Here is a 19,945-nt window from a genome sequence, read left to right on the forward strand (position 1 = left end):
GACGCTTCTTCCCCTGCCTAACTGTACTATTACATCACAAATTGCGGGTCACGTAAACCGTTCAATGAGTAGAAGTTACATTGAATGACAGAATGTGAAGGGTTAAATTGGGTAACGAGGGCTTAAATAACGGTAATTGAACTCGTCTTTGAAGTTCTTCAAGTAGATATTTGTGAGGTTGTAAAGTCAACGTTATTGAATTATGCTATAATGAATATTAATTTTTGATGTGAAAGAAGGTATAACAAACAATGTTACTATTATTCGCCCGGAGTGTTGCGGGCGTGGTTGAGATTCTTCTAATGATTGCGCTAGGTTACCTTCTGACTAATCTAGGCTGGTTTAATGAATCAGCCAGCAAGTTGATTGCTCGGTTGGTTACTCAGGTGGCCTTACCCGCATATATGGCATATACCATTACCAGCAAGTTTACGTTTAAGCGATTAGTGGAGACGTTACCTGACTTGCGTTTCCCCGTGGTATCAATGATGATCCTGTTTGGTATTTCAATCATCGTTGCCAAAGTTCTACATATTAGGAAAAGTCATCGCGGACTTTTCGAATCCATGTTTTTTAATTCAAATACGGTGTTTGTCGGCCTGCCTGTTAACGTTGCGCTATTTGGTGCGGCTAAAAGTTTGCCTTACGTCTTGGTCTACTACATGGCCAACACGACGATTTTCTGGACTTTAGGCGTTTATCTGATCCAACGTGACGGCGAGGGCGATTATCACTTTAGTCTGGGTCAAACACTTAAAAAGGTTTTTTCACCGCCTTTGCTTGGTTTTATGGTTGGGGTCGTTTTGGTTTTGCTGAAAATTCAACTGCCGAACTTTATCATGGCGGATCTGAATTATATTGGTGGCTTAACGGTTCCACTCTCCATGATCTTTATTGGTATTGCAATTGCTAATGTTGATCTTCATGATTTGACGATCAATCGTGGCAGTCTGGGAATCCTGTTTGGTCGATTTATTTTAGCACCAGCGTTAATGGCGCTTTTGGTATTACCAACTGGGATGCCGATGATGATGAAACAAGTTTTCATCATCCAATCCGCAATGCCCGTTATGACCAATGCGCCCGTTGTATCGAAACTCTACGGTGCAGATTCTAGTTTTGCAGCGGTAATGGTGACTGAATCCACATTACTTAGCTTGCTGGTCATTCCAATTTTGATGTTACTATTAAATGCTTCTCATTAAATTCATTAAGGGGACTTCGACTTCATGCCGAGGTCCCTTTATTGAATTTAAAGCCGGTGATATACTGTTATGTGAATGAAAGAGCATGAGAAGAGAGGGTCAGTTTTATGGTTAAATTAGTCGTTTTGCGTCATGGTGAAAGTCAGGCTAATCGAGATGGTGTGTTTACTGGTTGGAGTGATGTACCACTGACGAAAAAGGGCATTGCACAAGCCCACCAGGCTGGAAAAGCCATTAAACAGGCGGGACTGCAGTTTGAACATTTGCATACGTCCATGTTAAAACGGGCAATTATGACAGCTAACATTGTGCTGGATGAGATCGATCAACTTTATCTGCCAGTGACGAAATCTTGGCGTCTCAATGAGCGTCATTATGGCGCGTTGCGGGGGAAGAAGAAAGCAGCGGTGAAAGCCGAAGTGGGTGAGAAACAGTTTAAGCTTTGGCGGCGTAGTTATCATGTAGTACCGCCACTGTTAGATCAGCCTGATCAAGACCCACGATATGAGCCGTTAGGGGTAACTGAACCTAGGGGTGAAAGCCTTGAAATGGCTTATGACCGTTTAATGCCATATTGGCAGGATGAAATCGCACCGCGGTTGCTGGATGGACATAATCAGTTGGTGGTTGCTCATGGCAGTACGTTAAGAGCACTGATTAAGTATATTGATCAGATCAGTGATGCAGATATCGACCATTTAGAAGTTCCAAACGGGGTGCCGATTGTTTATGAATTTGATACCCAATTGAACGTGATTAGTAAAAAGGAACTGAAAGCGTAAAGGGTGATTAAAATACCTTAACGTGAGTTTATATTGATTGATAGGGGCGTTATCTGGATTTTCGATAAGGTAGTATATGGTTTAAGATATTCTAAAACGTGTTCAGGTAGGCAAAGACTTGCACGTAAGCCCAAAAGGAACGGTGATCAGGCAAAAATCGCCTGACCACCGTTCCTTTTGGGTTTACGCTCCAGTCTCTAAGCGCCTACCTTCACACTCTATTATGCTAAAGCACCCATTGGATCCCAAGGGGCTAAAACAGTTGGTTCTGCTTCTTGAGCCTGACGCAGTTCAGGACTCAGGTACTTCTTGTTCACAACAACTTGGTAGCAGTACTCTGTCATCCAACTGTCACTCATCACAAAGTAGCCTTTGGTACCTACCTTGTCGCCCCAAGAATTTTCAACTTTCCACTTAGTTGGTTTACCGTCGACGAGATCAACACCGGTAATTACCATGGCGTGAGTCATTAGGCTTTCAGCGTAATCCAAACGTTCCGCCTTAGTCATGGAGAGATCCATATCCAGTAGTTCGTCTTTTTTGTAGGCGTTAGTATCCATGATGCCTTTTTGACGGTCAGAACTTTGACCAACGTCACAACCAAACCAAACACTTTGGCCATCCTTCAACTGAGCAATGGCGAGTTGTTTAAAATCATCCATAGTGACGTTTAAGTGCTTAACTTCACGGCCACCCACAACGTTACCCAACATTTCAACGGTATAAGTTTTATTATACGGTTTATCTGAAGTTGGCGAGTTGATGATGGAAACGTAATCGGCTAAGTTCCAGCCAACGTATTTGTCATAAAACGATTTTGGCGTTAAGTCACGATCAATGTGGTAGTTCTTATCGTCATCGCGATATTCAAAATCAAATTTTTGTGCTGGTTCACCTAACGTATAGCACAGCAGTCGGTAAACTTCACCTAGCATTTTGTCACGTGCAGCGGCAATTTCGTCATCACTGGCGCCCTTAGCAGTTAAGCCACGAAGAGTAACGGCATCTTTACGCAACTTTTTGTTTAACGTGCTATTTAGTTCACTGGATTTGGAACTGTTATAGGTTTCAGGCATCACTGATCTTGGTACGATACCGTATTTTTCAATGATAGCGCAAAGCATATCCCATTGGCCGCCATCCTGCTGTGGGGTTGCCATGAGAAAGGCGACCTTACGGCTGGTTAGCGGTTGGTCTGCCGTGTCCAGAACGTTTTGATAGAAGTAGTTTGCTTTTTCGAATTTATCCCAGAAATTAGTATAGTTTTGAGAAAGTTCGAAATCACTGAGGTTAAACAGGTCAGCTAAGTGATGACGCATGATGTTTAATGCCGCAAACATCCAGCAACGACCACTTTGTTTTTGATTGGCGACTTTCCCTGTATCCAACTCAATGGAAAAGACGGGTGTCATGTCAGTGTCGGAAGCAAAATCAGCACTGGTAGCCAGAATCCCTTGATGGCTAACTGCGCGTTCCACCACTTTGGCATCCTTACGGTCGTTAAATAAAGTCTGATAGCGGGTAATTTGATCACTGCTGATAGCAGCTGTTTTATCATTACTCAAATGGATCACACTCCTTCTCGTTTCATAGTCATTATTGTACAACATTTCGGTGGTAAAAGTGAGCTAAGTATAGACTGTTTTGGGGTGTTTTCCCACAACGTTATAGTGTAAGATATAAAACACATGCATGAAAGGAGTGAGAGAGATGACACGTGGATTTGAAATTGTTTCTTCCTACGCTAACGAGGGGTTACATTTGCCGTATCGCACCACAAAACGGGCAGCCGGATATGACTTTGAAAGTGCGGTTGATTTTAACGTGCCGAGTATTTGGAAACTTGATTTTTTGAAAGTGATCTGGGCAATTCGTCATGAGTCAAATGTGGATAACGAAACTTCAAAAAAGGCTAAAAAGATTCTCAAACCATTTTTAATTCCAACGGGGATCAAGGCATATATGGGTGATGACGAAGTGTTGATCTTGGCGAACCGCTCAAGCAACCCACTTAAGCGCAGCCTAGTCATTCCAAATGGGATTGGCGTGATTGATGCCGATTATTATAACAATGACAGCAACGAGGGAGAAATCTTTATGCAGGTGCTGAACTTTGGCCTGACGGATGCCAAGGTTGCCAAGGGTGATCGTATTGGGCAGGGCCTCTTTATGCACTATCTTACGGCGGATGATGAACAAAAGCCTCAGCAGGAACGCCAGGGTGGTTTTGGTTCTTCTGGTAAGTAGTTAAAAAGAAATAAAGCTTAAGAGTCTAAGCCTTCAACAGGCGGAGACTATGCTAAAATAAGTTTGGTTAGTATTAGTCAGAGTATCACCGGAAAGGATTGAAATGATTGGCGAAAGAAAAAACACAGTTTGTCTGTCAAGAATGTGGTTATCAGGCACCGAGATTTTTGGGGCGCTGTCCCAATTGCGGCAAGTGGAATACCTTCGTTGAAGAAGTGATTGCGCCAGCGACGACTGTTAAAACAGCAACTAGTTTAAGCGGTGGTACGGTGACTAAGCCGGAAAAGCTAGCCGCGGTTTCAATGCAAAAAGAACCTCGGGTCAAAACACAGCTAGGTGAACTTAACCGTGTTTTGGGTGGCGGTGTCGTTCCTGGGTCCTTGGTCTTAATTGGTGGTGATCCGGGAATTGGTAAATCCACCTTGTTGCTGCAGGTATCCGGCCAACTGAGTCAAACTGGTGGTACGGTACTCTACGTCTCTGGTGAAGAGAGTGCTAACCAAATTAAAATGCGTGCTAACCGTTTAGGCGTTGCAAGTGACAATCTTTATTTGTATCCTGAAACCGATATGAGTCGGATTCGGGCGAATATCAATGAGATGAAGCCAAATTACGTTGTGATCGATTCGGTTCAGACCATGTCAGAGCCTGAGATTACTTCAGCAATCGGGTCAGTTTCGCAAATTCGACAGGTTACTGCTGAACTCATGCGAATCGCTAAATCACAGGGTGTCACCATCTTTGTGGTGGGTCACGTGACCAAGGGCGGTGCCATTGCTGGTCCTAAAGTTTTGGAACATATGGTTGATACCGTTCTTTATTTTGAAGGGGATCTCCACCATACGTACCGTATTCTTCGAGCCGTGAAGAATCGGTTTGGATCCACTAATGAATTGGGTATTTTTGAGATGCAGGAAGACGGGTTAAAAGAAGTTAAAAATCCTTCAGAAATTTTTCTGGAGGAGCGTTTAAAAGACGCTACTGGTTCCGCAATCGTAGTTTCCATGGAAGGAACCAGGCCCATCCTCGTAGAAATTCAGGCTTTGTTAACGCCTTCTGTTTTTGGGAATGCTCAGCGGACTGCTTCCGGACTTGACCGAAACCGTGTATCATTGATCATGGCAGTGCTGGAAAAGCGGGCCAATCTCATGCTGCAAAATCAGGATGCTTATTTGAAGGCCGCTGGTGGCGTTAAGTTGGATGAACCGGCAATTGACCTGGCTCTAGCCATTAGCATTGCCAGTTCGTATCGAGATAAGGGGACTAATCCGAATGAGTGTTACGTGGGAGAAATTGGCTTAACTGGTGAAGTTCGCCGGGTCAACCGGATTGAAGACCGGGTAAAGGAAGCTTCGAAACTTGGTTTTAAACGAATCTACATTCCTAAAAATAATCTGAAGGATTGGACGGCGCCAACTGATATTGAGGTGATTGGCGTGGCTACGCTTGGGGAGGCACTGCATAAGATTTTAGCTTAACGGATTTGGAGGTGAATTAATTGAATAAAAAAAGAGCAATTATTCAAGCAATTTTTGCGTTTATTGGATTAGGACTTGGCGCTGCCTATATTCCACTTGTATGGGCAGGCTTTGGTTACTCAAACCGAACGTGGTTTAACAACGAAATCACGAATGGTATTATTGGTGCGCTAGTGTTATGGCTATTATCCCTTATTTTTTCAGGTTACATCGAGCGCCTGATCAATCGATTTGAGAAATCACTGACTTCAAAAAGCCCCGCATATTTACTGTTCGGAAGTGTTTCTACAATTGTTGGATTGATTCTGGCGATACTGATTTCGACACCGCTTTACCGGATCAATTCACCAATATTTAGCGGATTAATTCCCGTTATTTTAATGATTTTGTTTGGTTATCTTGGCTTTCGGCTCGGGACGACTAAACGAGAAGAATGGCGAAAACTATTTTCATTTCGAACCAAGAAAAGCACGGATGACGGTGAAAGCATCATTGATCGACCAATCGATGAAAACTATCATCACTATAAAATTCTGGATACCAATATTTTGATTGATGGTCGAATTTATGATTTGGTCAAAACGGGTTTCATTGAAGGTACGCTGTTAGTCCCGAATTTTGTGCTGTATGAATTACAGTACATTGCTGATTCCAGCGACAGTATTAAGCGCGTCCGTGGTCGCCGGGGACTTGATATTCTTAACAAGTTGCGTGAGGAAAATATCATTCCCGTTGAAATGTACGAAGGTGACTATGACGATATTTCAGAGGTTGACAGTAAGCTGATTCGGTTGGCAAAAGAAGTCGATGGTGTAATTGTCACCAATGACTATAACTTGAACAAGGTCATCGAATTTCAAAAGGTACAGGTACTTAACATCAATGCTTTGGCCAACGCTTTGAAGCCACGAGTGATTCCGGGTGAACACTTGGATGTCATGGTGGTTAAAAACGGAACCGAACGTCAGCAGGGGGTTGCTTACCTAGATGACGGGACCATGGTCGTGGTAGAAGATGGTCGTTACTATTTGAACGAACACTTGGACGTCATTGTGACCTCTGCCATTCAAACGGATGCTGGACGGATGATTTTTGCTAAACCGGCACATTCAACTCATGAAATTAAAGAAGAAACCGATAAAGGCGATAAATCAAACAAAAATAGCACAACTAACCAAAAAAATAATAAGAAGAAGTCGAACTAACTTTTCTTTTCGGAAGTTCCATTGTACACTTAAAAAGATGTCGATTGTTTGGTACACTGGAATACTGTATGAAGTGTGTTCGTTGACAAAAGGGATGCATCAAGCGATGTATCCCTTTGTTGGCGGACAAAGAGAGTTTCAAATCGAAATATTTTGAAAGAGGCGGAATAGATATTGGCAAATGATTCAATTCGCGTTCGGTATGCACCTAGTCCTACTGGACATCTGCATATTGGTAACGCACGGACAGCACTATTTAATTACTTGTTTGCGCGTCACTACAAGGGTAAGTTTATTATTCGAATCGAAGACACCGATACAAAACGAAACGTGGCTGACGGCGAAAAAAGCCAACTGGATAATTTACGTTGGTTAGGTCTTGATTGGGATGAAGGTCCTGACAAGCCGGGAGAATACGGTCCTTATCGTCAATCAGAACGTTTTGATATCTACAAGCCTTACATCCAACAATTGCTGGATGAAGGTAAAGCCTATAAATCTTACCGAACTGAAGAAGAACTTGAAGCTGACCGTGAAGCACAACGTGCCCGTCACGAGATGCCTCATTATGAATACGAATATGCTGGCATGTCAGATGATGAAATCAAGACTAAAATGGCTGAATCTGAAGCTAAGGGCTTGAAGCCTGTTATCCGTTTCCACGTTCCAGAACACAAGACTTATGCTTGGGATGACATGGTTAAGGGTAAGGTTTCCTTTGATTCTGACACCATTGGCGGTGACTTTGTCATTGTTAAGGCCGATGGTATTCCAACTTACAACTTTGCGGTTGTTTTGGATGATCATTTAATGAAGATCTCACACGTTTTCCGTGGTGATGATCACGTTGCCAACACGCCTAAGCAATTGATGATTTACGAAGCCTTTGGCTGGGATGCACCAAAGTTTGGCCACATGAGTCTGATCATTAGCAAGGATACTGGTAAGAAGTTGTCTAAGCGTGACGAAACTGTTTTGCAATTTATTGAACAGTACCGCAAGCTTGGCTACTTACCTGATGCGCTATTGAACTTCATCATCTTGCTTGGCTGGTCACCAGTGGGTGAAGACGAAATTTACTCATTGAAGGAATTCGTCAAGATGTACGATGAAAAGCGTTTGAGTAAATCACCAGCTACCTTCGATAAGAAGAAACTGGAATGGATCAATAACCAGTACGTTAAATCTTCTGATGAAGACGTTGTGGTGGACTTAGCTTTGCAACAATTGATTGAAGCAGGTAACGTTCCTGAAAATCCAGATGCTAAGACCCTTGAATGGGCTCGTCAGTTGATCAATTTATATAAGCAACAAATGAGTTATATGGCTCAGATCAACGACATGGCTAGCGTCTTCTTTGAAGAACCTGAAGAAGTCAGTGGTGATGCGTTAGAAGAAATTTCTAACGATACCGCACCAGTTGTTTTGAAGGAATTCTCTGAACGAATCAAGAAGTTACCAATTTTTGATAAAGTTCAGATTCTAGCAACCATCAAAGCTATTCAAAAGGACACTGGTATTAAGGGACGGAAGCTTTGGATGCCTATCCGAATTGCCGTTACCCACGAAATGCACGGACCAGAATTACCAGAATCAATTGAACTGGTTGGTCGTGACAAGACGTTGGAGCACGTTGCTCAAACCTTGGCACAACTGAATGAAAATTAGTTAAACGAGTTAGAGGGCTTGGTTGCAGGTAAGCGAATCTGCAGCTAGCCCTTTTCTTGTTTCTCATGTAAAAAAGATTATCGTAGCTCGTACAGCCTAATTAATTTGCAATGATGTCACTAAAAATGTCGGTATAGAGATTAATTATGATAAAATGTACTTACGATTAATCAGAGAGGAGCGAGTTAATGCTTAAAGTATTCAACACACTTACACGACAAAAAGAAGTGTTCACCCCGATTACTTCGGGAATCGTAAAAATGTACGTTTGTGGGCCAACTGTCTATAATTACATCCACATTGGTAACGCGCGCAGTGCCATTGCGTTTGATACCATTCGACGCTACTTCGAATATAAGGGTTACCACGTTAAATACGTTTCTAATTTTACGGATGTTGACGATAAGATGATCAAAGCTGCCAAAGAAGCTAACACTACCGTTCCTGCCATTGCAGACAAGTTTATTGCTGCGTTTATGGAAGACACTACAGCACTGAACATTGAACCTGCAACTAAACATCCCCGTGCAACTGAAAACATCAAGGACATTATTGAATTTGTTCAAGATTTGATTGCCAAGGGTTATGGGTATGAATCGGAAGGCGATGTGTATTATCGTGCCCGAAAATTTGCTCATTATGGTCAATTATCCCATCAAAACATTGATGATCTTGAGGTTGGCGCCAGTCAGCACACGGATCCCGAAGAAGTCAACCGAAAGGAAGATCCCGTGGACTTTGCACTGTGGAAAGCCGCTAAGCCGGGGGAAATCTCCTGGGATTCACCATGGGGTAAAGGCCGGCCTGGTTGGCACATTGAATGTTCTGTGATGTCGACGAAGTACTTAGGTGATACCTTTGATATTCATGGTGGTGGCCAAGATTTAACTTTTCCGCACCACGAGAACGAAATTGCGCAGAGTGAGGCTAAAACCGGGCAAAAATTTGCTAATTACTGGTTACATAACGGTTTTGTGACGGTTGGCGATGACAACGAGAAAATGAGTAAGTCACTAGGCAATTTTGTGACGGTTCATGATATCTTGAAGACTGTAAATCCACAAGTCTTGCGGTTCTTTATGGCAACTACGCAGTATCGTCGGCCAATTCAGTATACTCAAGGTAATCTGGATGATGCGGCTAACAACTTGAAGCGGCTGCAAACGGCTTTCAATAATCTCAATTACCGGCTCAAGGATGCTGAACCAGGTAATGATCCTAAGATTGAACAAGAAATTCGCCAAATTGAAGCGGATTTTGTTGATCAGATGGACGATGATTTTAACGTCCAAAATGGGATAGCTCAGGTCTATGAACTTGCTAAATTGGGTAATGTTTATGCAGAACGCCCGGTTGTCTTTAAGGATAGTTTGGCTTTCATTTTGAAAACCTTAACCGAATTAGTGAATATTTTTGGAATTGAATTTAAACAAGAAACGCTTAATGATGACGGTGTCGAGGCGCTGATCAATGAACGGTTGGACGCTCGCAAGAACCGTAATTTTGAGCGCAGTGACGAGATTCGTGAACAGTTGAAGGCTCAGGGGATTATTCTTGAGGATACACCGCAAGGGACCCGCTGGCACCGAGACGATGAGAAAGGAAACGCATGAGCGAACAAACGCAACAGGATTACCGGCAATTAAATGGGGTTGTGTTAGCCTACATGGGTGATGCTGCCTATGAAGTTTTTATCAGACGGCACTTAATTGAAATGGGACTAACCAAGCCCAATAAGTTACAACATACTGCAACAATGTACGTTTCCGCTAAGGCGCAGGCTGGATTGATCACGTTGATGGAAGAAGACGGTTTTTGGACGGAAGAAGAAGCGTATTACTTCAAACGTGGTCGCAACGCTAAGAGCTATACGCATGCCAAGAACACCAGCGTGATGACGTATCGTATTTCGACTGGGTTCGAAGCTATTTTTGGCTATTTAACTTTGAGTGACCAGAAGGATCGTTTAGCTGAAATGGCACAATGGTGCATCGAACAAGTCGAAGCAGGGAGATTACCAAATGAAAAATAACGAACAGACTCCGGAAGAACCTTCTGAATTTATTTTTGGGCGTCATCCAGCGATTAACGCTTTAAAAAGCGATCAGGAAATTAACAAGGTGTTCATTCAGGATGGCTTGAAGAACGAACTAATTGGTGAAATTATCAAACTAGCTAAAAAGCGCTCTTTGGTGATTCAGATGGTTCCAAAGTCAAAGTTAGAACGATTGGCGCCACGTGAGAATCACCAGGGTGTCGTGCTGGCTGTTTCGGCTTTTAAGTATGCTAGTATTGATGACTTGTTTGCGAAAGCGCAGGAGAAGGACGAACAGCCATTTTTCTTGATTTTGGATAACATCAATGATCCACATAATTTAGGGTCAATCATGCGAACAGCCGATGCAGTGGGTGCACATGGCATTATCATTCCCAAACGACGCTCAGTTGGATTGACTGGTGTGGTTGCGAAAACCTCTACGGGTGCAATTGAACACGTACCAGTTGCTCGTGTGACTAATTTAGTGAATACCGTAAAAGAACTGAAGGAGCGAGGCCTCTGGGTGTTTGGTACGGATATGGACGGAACTGATTACCGTCACTTTGACGCCAAAGGTCCAGTAGGCATTATCATTGGCAACGAAGGTAAAGGAATTTCACCACTATTGAAAAAAACGGTGGATGAGATGCTGACGATCCCAATGGTTGGTCATGTACAGAGCTTAAATGCCAGTGTGGCCGCTAGTCTATTGATGTACCAAGCCTTTTCTTCTCGTCACCCACTGAATTAAACGAATTGGGTGAATTTATTGAAAAAAGATATTTTAATTGTTGATGCTTATAATATGATTGGCAACTGGCCAGATTTGAACCGGTTAAAGTTAGCGGGACGGCTAGAAGAAGCGCGTGATAATTTACTGTCGATCCTATCGGAATATCATAAATACCAGCGAATCGAAATGATTGTGGTATTTGATGCGATGTACGTTCCGGGGATGTCCAAAAAATACGATCACTATGGTTTAGAGGTCGTTTGGACGGGGCAGGATCAGACTGCTGATGAATATATTGAAGCATTAACAAAGGAAAAACAGACCCGTTTTACGCAAGTTACCGTTGCAACGAGTGATCAAGCTGAGCAGTGGACTGTTTTTTCAGCTGGTGCATTGCGTATTCCGGCAGGCGAGCTTCTAACTAACATTAATCGAACCCGCAAAGAAGTTCATACTCAGGCAGTGAAGTTTGCGGATAAAGGGCAAGTTCGGCGTTCACCGTGGAGCGATGGTCAGTTATCAAAACTAGAAAAATTGCGTGATCATCTGGGTGATGACCATCATCCAGATGATCAGTAAAAATGATAATTAAAAACAACCGATTTGTATTTTGGACTAGTTCTATGAAATGTGGTGTCATTACACTTCTAGTTGAAAATTAAGAATCGGTTGTTTTTATTGTGTACAATTGGGATTTCTGTTTGGTATGCACTAGTGATGCTTCTTGTTATATTGGTTCCAATGTTGAACTAGTCATAATGGAGGAAACAAAATGCACGTCGAAAATGAAGCAGATTGGGTACTAGTTGAAAAGGCTCGTGACGGTAACGAACGTGCTTTACAGGAACTGATAGACCGTTATAAACCACTCATTTTAAGCATTCAGAACCGGTATTATTTACAGGAATTAGAATTGTCAGATTGGTTTCAAGAATCAGTGATCGTGCTCTGGGAAGTGGTGAACCGCTTTGATGTCACTCGGACACATGCATTTGGTTCCTATCTTAAGGCGGCTTTACTTAATCGTCGGCGTGATTATGCACGACGAGTCAACGCGAAGAAACGGAAAGCTACTGGTCCAGTTACTTCCATCGATGCTAATCCCACTTATTTTGCGGAAACGTTAGCAGACGAGCATTTGTTTTCATCCGAAAATCGAGTTATTTTTCAACAGCAACTAGTAGAAACGGTGAAAAAAGACATGTCAAAAATGGAAAGAGCAGTCCTAATTGCGTTGCTCTCGGGTGAAGCTGAAGAAAAAATCTGTGAACGTTTTGGACTTGATCATACTCAGTTTCATAACGCTAATGAGCGAATTAAACGAAAAATTAGACGACGTAAGCAGGCCGATTAGAAAACTAACATTGCTTGACACGTACTTAATGAAGATGCTATCATGAAGCTTGCTATAAGGAGGTGTTGAACGTGGCTCAAAAGAAGGTTGCGTTAGCATGTTCTGTCTGTGGATCTCGGAACTACACAGTTCCGGCTAGTCCTAATCGTAAGGTTCGACTTGAAGTAAAAAAATACTGTAAGTATTGTGGTAAGCATACGTTACATCGGGAGACCCGGTAACGCGCTGTTACCCGGTGTAAGGAGGAGCTCATGCGCTTTTTTAGATTTTTAGTTGCTGTTAAAGACGAAATGAAGCAGGTTTCTTGGCCCGATGCTAAACAGACGCGAAAGGATACAAGCAGTGTGATCTTTGTTGCTTTGTCCATGGCGATCTTTTTAGGAATTGTCGACTATCTGGTTCAAATGGGATTAAAGTTCTTGGCTTAATGCCACTAGACAGTAATCTATGCTATAATAGGTTTTGTTGAAAACTTCGCGCGGTCGGAGTTTTTTTATTTTGATTAAATTAAATGACTGTATTAGTCCCTTTAGGAAAGGATGGAACAAAATGGTTGAATCAGCTGAAAAGCAATGGTATGTCCTTCATACCTATTCTGGCTATGAAAATAAAGTAAAGATGAATTTGGAATCACGTGCCCAATCAATGGGAATGCAAGACTACATTTTTCGTGTAGTTGTCCCTGAGGAAGAGGAGCGTGAAGTAAAAAACGGTAAAGAAAAGATCAAGATGGACAAAACCTTCCCAGGTTACGTCTTGGTTGAAATGGTGATGACGGATGATGCCTGGTACATCGTACGTAACACACCTGGTGTTACCGGATTTATCGGTTCTCATGGTCAAGGTTCAAAGCCAACGCCATTGCTTCCTGATGAAGTTGAACTCATTTTGAAGCGTCTCGGCATGAGCAGCCGGCATGAAGATCTTGATGTAGACGTTGATGATACGGTCAAAATCGTTGATGGTGCCTTTTCAGGAATGGAAGGTAAGATTACCGAGATCGATCATGAAAAGGGCAAGCTTAAGGTTAATATTAATATGTTCGGTCGTGAAACCAGTGCTGAACTTAATTTTGATCAAGTTGATCCAGTTGCCTAAATAATCTAAAGAATTACTTGGCAAGTCGTTATAATTGTGGTAGTTTATATGAGTATGTTCTGCATACACGTGTGGGAGGAGAAATCTGCTCTCCATTTACCACAACACGGACTCAAGGAGGTATGTCTCGTGGCTAAAAAAGTAGCTAACATTGTTAAATTGCAAATTCCTGCGGGTAAAGCAACACCAGCTCCACCAGTTGGTCCAGCATTGGGCCAAGCCGGAATTAACATCATGGGCTTTACGAAGGATTTTAATGCTCGTACTGCCGATCAAGCTGGGATGATTATTCCAGTTGTTATTACGGTTTACGAAGATCGTTCATTCGATTTCGTAACTAAGACTCCGCCAGCAGCCGTTCTGTTAAAGAAGGCCGCCGGTGTTGAACACGGTTCAGGCGAACCTAACACGAAAAAGGTTGCTAAGGTAACCAAGGATCAGGTTAAGCAAATCGCTGAGACCAAAATGCAAGACCTAAACGCTGCTGACGTAGAAGCAGCTATGCGCATGGTTGAAGGTACTGCTCGTAGCATGGGCTTCACTGTAGAAGGTTAATCCCAGCTACTAACACTACGGATACTTTGTTAAAGCAAATGTATCAAGTGGGAGGCCAAGCCGTTATAACCACATTTGCAAGGAGGAATTCACAAGATGGCTCATAAAAGAGGTAAAAAGTATCAAGACGCTGTCAAGCAAGTAGAAGCTGAAAAGAACTACACACTTGATGAAGCTGTTGATTTAGTTAAGAAGATTGATTTTGCTAAGTTTGATGCAACGGTTGAAATTGCATTTAAGCTTAATGTAGATACTAAGCAAGCTGACCAACAGCTCCGTGGGGCAGTTGTTCTGCCTAACGGTACTGGTAAAGATCAGACTGTTATCGTATTTGCTAAGGGTGACAAGGCTAAGGAAGCTCAAGCCGCTGGTGCCGACTTTGTTGGTGAAGACGACTTAGTTGCCAAGATCCAAGATGGCTGGTTGGACTTTGATGTTGCAATCGCAACACCTGATATGATGGCCCAAGTTGGTCGTTTAGGTCGTGTCCTTGGACCTAAAGGCTTAATGCCTAACCCTAAGACTGGTACTGTTACCATGGACGTAACGAAGGCTGTTAACGATTCTAAGGCTGGTAAGGTTACTTATCGGACTGACCGTGACGGTAACGTTGCTGTTCCTGTTGGTAAGGTATCATTCGATGCTGACAAGTTAGTTGAAAACTTGAAGACAATTGCGAACGTGGTTGTTTCAGCCCGTCCTGCAGCTGTTAAAGGGACTTACGTACAACACGTATCAATCTCATCAACCTTTGGCCCAAGTGTCAATGTTGATGTTGCATCCCTTTAATTAAATAGAAAATCCCGTGTTGACTTTTACTCTAGCATTCTGTATGCTTAGTAAGTTGATATTTGTTCTGCCCAAGACTCAGGTGGCGAAAGCCTTAATTTACCTGCCGAGGAAGATGTGAATTTAGTTTTGCATTTCTCTCTATGCCTGGCGGACATAGGGATTTTTTATTCCTAAAAGAATTCAGGAGGTGAAACTAATGAGTAAGGAAAATGTTGCAATTAAAGCTAAGGCAGTTGAAGAAGCGACTGAACGTTTTAAAAACGCCCAATCAGCTATCGTCGTTGACTACCGTGGTTTAACGGTTGCTGAAGTCACTGACTTACGTAAGCAATTACGTGAAGCTGGTGTTTCAATGAGTGTTATCAAGAACAAGATTTTGACTCGTGCTGCTGAAAAAGCTGGCTACGAAGACCTAAACGACACGTTTGTTGGTCCTACTGCCGTTGCCTTTTCTGACGAAGATGCAATCGCACCTGCTAAAATCTTGAAGAAGTTTGCTGATAGCCATGATGCCCTGAGCCTTAAGGGTGGTATGGTTGAAGGTAAGGTTGCTTCTCTTGATGAAATCAACGAATATGCTACGATGCCAAGTCGTGAAGACTTGTTATCAATGCTTGCTAGTGCATTGTCTGATCCTATGCGTAAAATTGCGCGTGCGGTTAAGGCTATCGCTGACAAGGGTGAAGGCGAAGCTGCCTAACCCAGTAACTCAACTCACTATTTCAATATAAAATGGAGGAAACAAAAATGGCTTTTGATAAAGATGCTATCATCGCTTCATTAAAGGAAGCGTCAATCTCAGATTTAAACGACCTTGTTAAGGCAATCGAAGACGAATTCGATGTTTCAGCTGCTGCTCCTGTTGCTGTAGCTGCTGGCGGTGCCGATGCTGGTGCTACTAAGGATTCATACGATGTTGAATTAACTGAATCAGGTGACCAAAAGGTTAAGGCTATCAAGGCTGTCCGTGAGATCACTGGTCTTGGTTTAAAGGATGCTAAGGGTCTTGTTGACAACGTACCTTCAGTTATCAAGGAAGGCGTTACAGAAGACGAAGCTAACGATCTTAAAGCTAAGCTTGAAGAAGTTGGTGGCGTGGTTACCCTTAAGTAATTTAAGGTACCCGTTAAAAAAGCACTGTGCAATTTTGCACAGTGCTTTTTTGTATTCTCTAGGCGAAGTCGGCAAACCTCCAGATTTGACTGGTAATGGATGTTGTGTAAGATGCAATCATTTACCCAGAAGTAACGTTAAGTTAGCTAAACGAGTGGTTTTGGGGGTAGTAGCGTTTAACTGGTATAATTGTTCAAAAAACAGAGACTGTGCATAAGTCGGTATTGATAAGTATTGCAATCAATTATTAGCCATAAATAGTGATCACTGTCCTTTAGTTCTGTACGTCAATTGACCCTAATTACGCGCTAAAACTCAGGTTCCGGCCATTTAACGCAAAATAATGCCTACTCCGTAAAAAAAAAGCGGAATAGGCATTATTCATGTTAAATTCTGGCATCTACCAAGTTTAGTCGCAGCTTGTTTTTAAAGATAAAATTTTAGAAGCTAAATATCGTAATCGTCATCCTGCATCGCCTCCACGTTTCCTAAGAGATACCCGTTTCCAACCTGAGAGAAGAAATCATGGTTAGCAGTGGTGGTTGAAATACCGTTCATCACGATGGGATTCACATCATCAGCGGTATCTGGGAACAGCGGATCTTGACCAAGATTCATCAACGCTTTGTTGGCGTTATAGCGGATAAACGTCAAAACTTGATCAGTCCAGCCGACTTGATCATAGACTAAGTGGGTGTATTTTTCTTCATTCTCGTACAGTTCGTACAAAAAGTTAAACATCCAGTCTTTCAATTCTTGCTGTTCGTTCTCACCTAATTGATTGTAGCCAATTTGGAATTTATAACCAATATAAGTGCCATGGACAGATTCATCACGGAGAATGAGCTTAATAATTTCCGCCACGTTAGCTAGTTTATTATGACCAAGATAGTAAAGCGGGGTGAAGAAGCCAGAGTAGAAGAGGAAAGTTTCCAAGAAAACGTTAGCAATCTTTTTCTTCAATGGGTGGCCGTCATCGTGATACAAGTCGCGAATGCGTAACGCCTTATTTTGCAAAAATTCTTCGGTATCACTCCAATTAAAAATCTCATCGATTTCATCTGGCGTATTTAAGGTTGTAAAGATCGATGAATAACTCTTGGCATGGACGGATTCCATGAATTGGATGTTGTTCAAAACAGCCATTTCATGTTGGGTCTGAGTGTCTTTTCTGAGGGACGCCATTCCATCTTGTGACTGCAGAGTATCTAGAAGGGTCAGTCCGCCAAAGACGTGTCCAACGACCCATTTATGCTTGTCATCCAGTCCACGCCAATCATCTAAGTCATTTGAAAGTGGGATTCGGGTGTCTAGCCAGAACTGTTCTGTTAATTTTTCCCAAGTTGCTTTATCAATTTGATCATCCACTGCATTCCAGTTTATTGCATGATATGCTTCTGTCATTTGTTTCTCCTTTAACGTCTATTTGCAACGATTGTCATGAACAAGGTTCTTTAAATAACACAGCTTTCACATTGATTAGCACCGATTTCACCTTCATCGTCCGTAAACGTCCGGACGTAGTAAATCGATTTGAGCCCCTTTTTGTGGGCGTAATTACGTAAGATGCTGAGATCACGTGTGGTCATCTTATTGGTTCGACCGTTTTTCCATTCATACAGCCCTTCTGGAATGGTTGAACGCATGAAAAGAGTCATACTCATACCTTGATCGACGTGTTGCTGAGCAGCCGCATAAACGTCAATGACTTTTCGCATATCAGTATCGTAGGCGGATTTATAATAAGGCAACGTTTCGTTAGACAGATAAGGAGCAGGGTAGTAGATATTACCAATCTTCTTTTCTTGACGTTCCTCAATCCGGTTAATAATAGGGTGTAAACTGGCAGTTGTATCATTAATGTAAGAAATTGAGCCATTTGGAGCAACGGCTAAACGGTTTTGGTGATACAAACCATCCTTCATGACAGCTTGTTTAAGCTCATCCCAATCAGCTGCCGTTGGGATGAAGATGTCCTTGAACAGGGCCTTAACTTTATCAGATTGTGGCGTGAATTCGCCCTTTTGGGTAGTGTATTTATCAAAGTAGCTGCCATCTGCATAGGCGCTCTTTTCAAAGTTGTAGAAAGTCGTGTGACGTTCCCTGGCAATCTGATTAGAGGCAACTAGGGTCCAGTAATTAAGCAGCATGAAGTAGATATTGGTGAACTCTACGGTTTCAGGGTCGCCATACATCATTTGGTTTTTGGCAAAGAAACTATGAAGTCCCATGCCACCAAGACCAATAGTATGAGCGAGCTTATTACCGTTTTGGATAGAAGGGACAACGTCAATGTCAGAATGATCAGTAATGAAAGTGAGTGCTCGGACCATTGTTTCAACTGAGTGGCCGAAGTCAGGACTGGCCATTAAATTAACGATGTTGGTTGAACCTAAATTGCATGAAATATCACGGCCTAGTTGTTCGTAAGTCTGAGTATTATCGACCGTTGAAGGAGTTTGAACCTGAAGAATCTCAGAACAGAGGTTGCTCATAACGATGCGGCCATCAATAGGATTATCCCGGTTAGCCGTATCAATATTAATAATGTAGGGATAACCAGACTCTTGCTGTAGCTTGCCAATTTCAGTTTCTAGTTCACGGGCAGGCAGTTTCTTCTTACGGATCGAATCGTTAGCGACCATCTTGTCGTATTCTTTGGTAATATCAACGTAACTGAAAGGTACGCCGTATTCGCGTTCAACGTCATAGGGGCTGAAGAGGTACATATCCTGGTTATCGCGACAAAGTTCGTAAAACTTGTCAGGGACAGTAATACCTAACGAAAGTGTTTTAAGCCGAATTTTTTCATCTGCGTTTTCTTTTTTAGCCGAAAGAAATGCGATAATGTCAGGGTGAAAGACGCTAAGATAAACGACGCCGGCACCTTGTCGCTGGCCCAACTGATTGGAATATGAAAAACTGTCTTCCAACAATTTCATGACAGGAACGACACCACTGGCCGCACCTTCAATGTTTTTAATGGGGTCGCCAGCGCCACGTAAATTAGATAAATTAATCCCAACGCCGCCCCCAATTCTGGATAATTGTAGGGCTGAATTAATAGTACGGCCGATGGTGTTCATATCGTCGGTGGTTTGGATTAAGAAACAAGAAACTAATTCACCACGCTGTTTACGGCCAGCATTTAGAAAACTAGGAGTAGCGGGTTGATAACGCTGGTGGATCATTTCATCAGCTAAGTCCATAGCCAACCGCTCATCGCCATCAGCGAAATACAACGCGTTTAAGGCTACTCGATCAAGATAGTTTTCCAAATAATAGTCGTTATCGTTAGTCCTCAGGGCGTACTGAGCGTAAAATTTATAAGCAGCCATAAATGATTTGAAGTGGAAATTTTGAGATTTTAAATAGTCGTATAATGATTGAATAAAATCAAAGTTGTACTTATTATAGAAGTTAGATTCAATGTAATTGTTGTCCAGTAAGTAAGTGAAGCGGTCTTGCAACGAAGCAAATTTTTTGGTGTTTGGTTCAACGTTTTGTGTTAAAAATGCTTGCAGTGCTTCTTGATCTTTGTTCAGTGGAATTTGACCGTTTACCGGAATATTAATCTCATTGTTGAGATCGTAATACGTGACATCTTTAAGCTCTTTTAAACTCATTTTTTAAACTCACTCTTTTCTCTTAGGGCTAAATTAAGTAAAATAAAAGAT

The 19,945-nt window shown here is 42.3% G+C and carries 21 protein-coding genes and 1 other annotated feature; of the genes, 18 read left to right on the forward strand and 3 right to left on the reverse strand.

Translation table 11 applies throughout. The features are described from left to right. The first annotated feature begins 251 nt into the window (after positions 1-251). Together CES82_RS08725 and CES82_RS08730 are read left to right on the forward strand one after the other, a co-directional pair. On the forward strand, positions 252-1,205 hold the full coding sequence (locus tag CES82_RS08725; protein ID WP_098825475.1) for an AEC family transporter: 954 nt from the start codon (positions 252-254) through the stop codon (positions 1,203-1,205). A 107-nt stretch (positions 1,206-1,312) separates the two neighbouring features. Then, positions 1,313-1,987 (forward strand): 2,3-bisphosphoglycerate-dependent phosphoglycerate mutase, encoded by a 675-nt coding sequence (locus CES82_RS08730; protein ID WP_098825477.1) that lies wholly within the window; start codon positions 1,313-1,315, stop codon positions 1,985-1,987. A gap of 221 nt (positions 1,988-2,208) precedes the next feature. Here the strand turns inward: CES82_RS08730 and CES82_RS08735 are convergent, their stop codons facing one another. Next, positions 2,209-3,528, reverse strand: coding sequence for a C1 family peptidase (locus CES82_RS08735; RefSeq protein ID WP_263850130.1), 1,320 nt, complete (start codon positions 3,526-3,528; stop codon positions 2,209-2,211). A gap of 169 nt (positions 3,529-3,697) precedes the next feature. Between CES82_RS08735 and CES82_RS08740 the strand changes: the two genes are divergently transcribed. The 16 genes from CES82_RS08740 to rplL all read left to right on the forward strand — a co-directional run bounded on the left by CES82_RS08740 (position 3,698) and on the right by rplL (position 16,268). Further along, positions 3,698-4,234 (forward strand): dCTP deaminase/dUTPase family protein, encoded by a 537-nt coding sequence (locus CES82_RS08740; RefSeq protein ID WP_098825480.1) that lies wholly within the window; start codon positions 3,698-3,700, stop codon positions 4,232-4,234. 107 nt (positions 4,235-4,341) lie between these two features. Then, complete coding sequence (gene radA, locus CES82_RS08745) at positions 4,342-5,712, forward strand: DNA repair protein RadA (protein ID WP_098825482.1); 1,371 nt, start codon at positions 4,342-4,344, stop codon at positions 5,710-5,712. 20 nt (positions 5,713-5,732) lie between these two features. After that, the gene (locus CES82_RS08750; RefSeq protein WP_098825484.1) at positions 5,733-6,917 is read left to right on the forward strand and encodes a PIN/TRAM domain-containing protein; all 1,185 of its coding nucleotides are present in this window, start codon (positions 5,733-5,735) and stop codon (positions 6,915-6,917) included. 174 nt (positions 6,918-7,091) lie between these two features. After that, the gene (gltX, locus tag CES82_RS08755; RefSeq protein ID WP_098825486.1) at positions 7,092-8,585 is read left to right on the forward strand and encodes a glutamate--tRNA ligase; all 1,494 of its coding nucleotides are present in this window, start codon (positions 7,092-7,094) and stop codon (positions 8,583-8,585) included. 188 nt (positions 8,586-8,773) lie between these two features. Beyond that, the gene (cysS, locus tag CES82_RS08760; protein WP_098825487.1) at positions 8,774-10,198 is read left to right on the forward strand and encodes a cysteine--tRNA ligase; all 1,425 of its coding nucleotides are present in this window, start codon (positions 8,774-8,776) and stop codon (positions 10,196-10,198) included. Next, complete coding sequence (locus tag CES82_RS08765; RefSeq protein WP_098825489.1) at positions 10,195-10,617, forward strand: Mini-ribonuclease 3; 423 nt, start codon at positions 10,195-10,197, stop codon at positions 10,615-10,617. Before cysS ends, CES82_RS08765 begins: the two co-directional genes overlap by 4 nt. Beyond that, on the forward strand, positions 10,607-11,374 hold the full coding sequence (gene rlmB, locus CES82_RS08770) for a 23S rRNA (guanosine(2251)-2'-O)-methyltransferase RlmB (RefSeq protein WP_098825491.1): 768 nt from the start codon (positions 10,607-10,609) through the stop codon (positions 11,372-11,374). The genes CES82_RS08765 and rlmB overlap by 11 nt, the downstream gene beginning before the upstream one ends. A gap of 18 nt (positions 11,375-11,392) precedes the next feature. Further along, entirely contained in the window at positions 11,393-11,935 is a 543-nt protein-coding gene (locus tag CES82_RS08775) for an NYN domain-containing protein (RefSeq protein WP_098825493.1), read from the forward strand. Between the two features lie 193 nt (positions 11,936-12,128). Continuing rightward, the gene (locus CES82_RS08780; protein WP_098825495.1) at positions 12,129-12,710 is read left to right on the forward strand and encodes a sigma-70 family RNA polymerase sigma factor; all 582 of its coding nucleotides are present in this window, start codon (positions 12,129-12,131) and stop codon (positions 12,708-12,710) included. A 71-nt stretch (positions 12,711-12,781) separates the two neighbouring features. Continuing rightward, a complete protein-coding gene (gene rpmG / locus CES82_RS08785) occupies positions 12,782-12,931 on the forward strand; it encodes a 50S ribosomal protein L33 (RefSeq protein WP_089088234.1) in 150 nt (49 codons plus the stop codon). 30 nt (positions 12,932-12,961) lie between these two features. Then, positions 12,962-13,138 carry a preprotein translocase subunit SecE gene (gene secE / locus CES82_RS08790; RefSeq protein WP_098825496.1) on the forward strand — a complete coding sequence of 59 codons (177 nt, stop codon included), beginning with the start codon at positions 12,962-12,964 and terminating at the stop codon, positions 13,136-13,138. Positions 13,139-13,259: 121 nt separating this feature from the next. Then, complete coding sequence (nusG, locus tag CES82_RS08795) at positions 13,260-13,808, forward strand: transcription termination/antitermination protein NusG (RefSeq protein ID WP_089088232.1); 549 nt, start codon at positions 13,260-13,262, stop codon at positions 13,806-13,808. Positions 13,809-13,937: 129 nt separating this feature from the next. Beyond that, a complete protein-coding gene (gene rplK, locus CES82_RS08800) occupies positions 13,938-14,363 on the forward strand; it encodes a 50S ribosomal protein L11 (RefSeq protein WP_089136453.1) in 426 nt (141 codons plus the stop codon). 96 nt (positions 14,364-14,459) lie between these two features. Continuing rightward, positions 14,460-15,152, forward strand: coding sequence for a 50S ribosomal protein L1 (gene rplA / locus CES82_RS08805; RefSeq protein ID WP_098825498.1), 693 nt, complete (start codon positions 14,460-14,462; stop codon positions 15,150-15,152). A gap of 52 nt (positions 15,153-15,204) precedes the next feature. Beyond that, positions 15,205-15,330: a sequence feature (ribosomal protein L10 leader region), on the forward strand. A gap of 21 nt (positions 15,331-15,351) precedes the next feature. Next, the gene (gene rplJ, locus CES82_RS08810) at positions 15,352-15,855 is read left to right on the forward strand and encodes a 50S ribosomal protein L10 (protein WP_098825500.1); all 504 of its coding nucleotides are present in this window, start codon (positions 15,352-15,354) and stop codon (positions 15,853-15,855) included. Between the two features lie 47 nt (positions 15,856-15,902). Beyond that, a complete protein-coding gene (rplL, locus tag CES82_RS08815) occupies positions 15,903-16,268 on the forward strand; it encodes a 50S ribosomal protein L7/L12 (RefSeq protein WP_098825501.1) in 366 nt (121 codons plus the stop codon). Positions 16,269-16,715: 447 nt separating this feature from the next. Here the strand turns inward: rplL and nrdF are convergent, their stop codons facing one another. Continuing rightward, positions 16,716-17,672 (reverse strand): class 1b ribonucleoside-diphosphate reductase subunit beta, encoded by a 957-nt coding sequence (gene nrdF / locus CES82_RS08820; protein WP_098825503.1) that lies wholly within the window; start codon positions 17,670-17,672, stop codon positions 16,716-16,718. Positions 17,673-17,722: 50 nt separating this feature from the next. Further along, complete coding sequence (gene nrdE, locus CES82_RS08825) at positions 17,723-19,894, reverse strand: class 1b ribonucleoside-diphosphate reductase subunit alpha (RefSeq protein ID WP_098825505.1); 2,172 nt, start codon at positions 19,892-19,894, stop codon at positions 17,723-17,725. Positions 19,895-19,945 lie beyond the last annotated feature (51 nt).

It is taken from the genome of Secundilactobacillus silagincola (genome assembly GCF_002583405.1).
Taxonomy (GTDB): domain Bacteria; phylum Bacillota; class Bacilli; order Lactobacillales; family Lactobacillaceae; genus Secundilactobacillus; species Secundilactobacillus silagincola.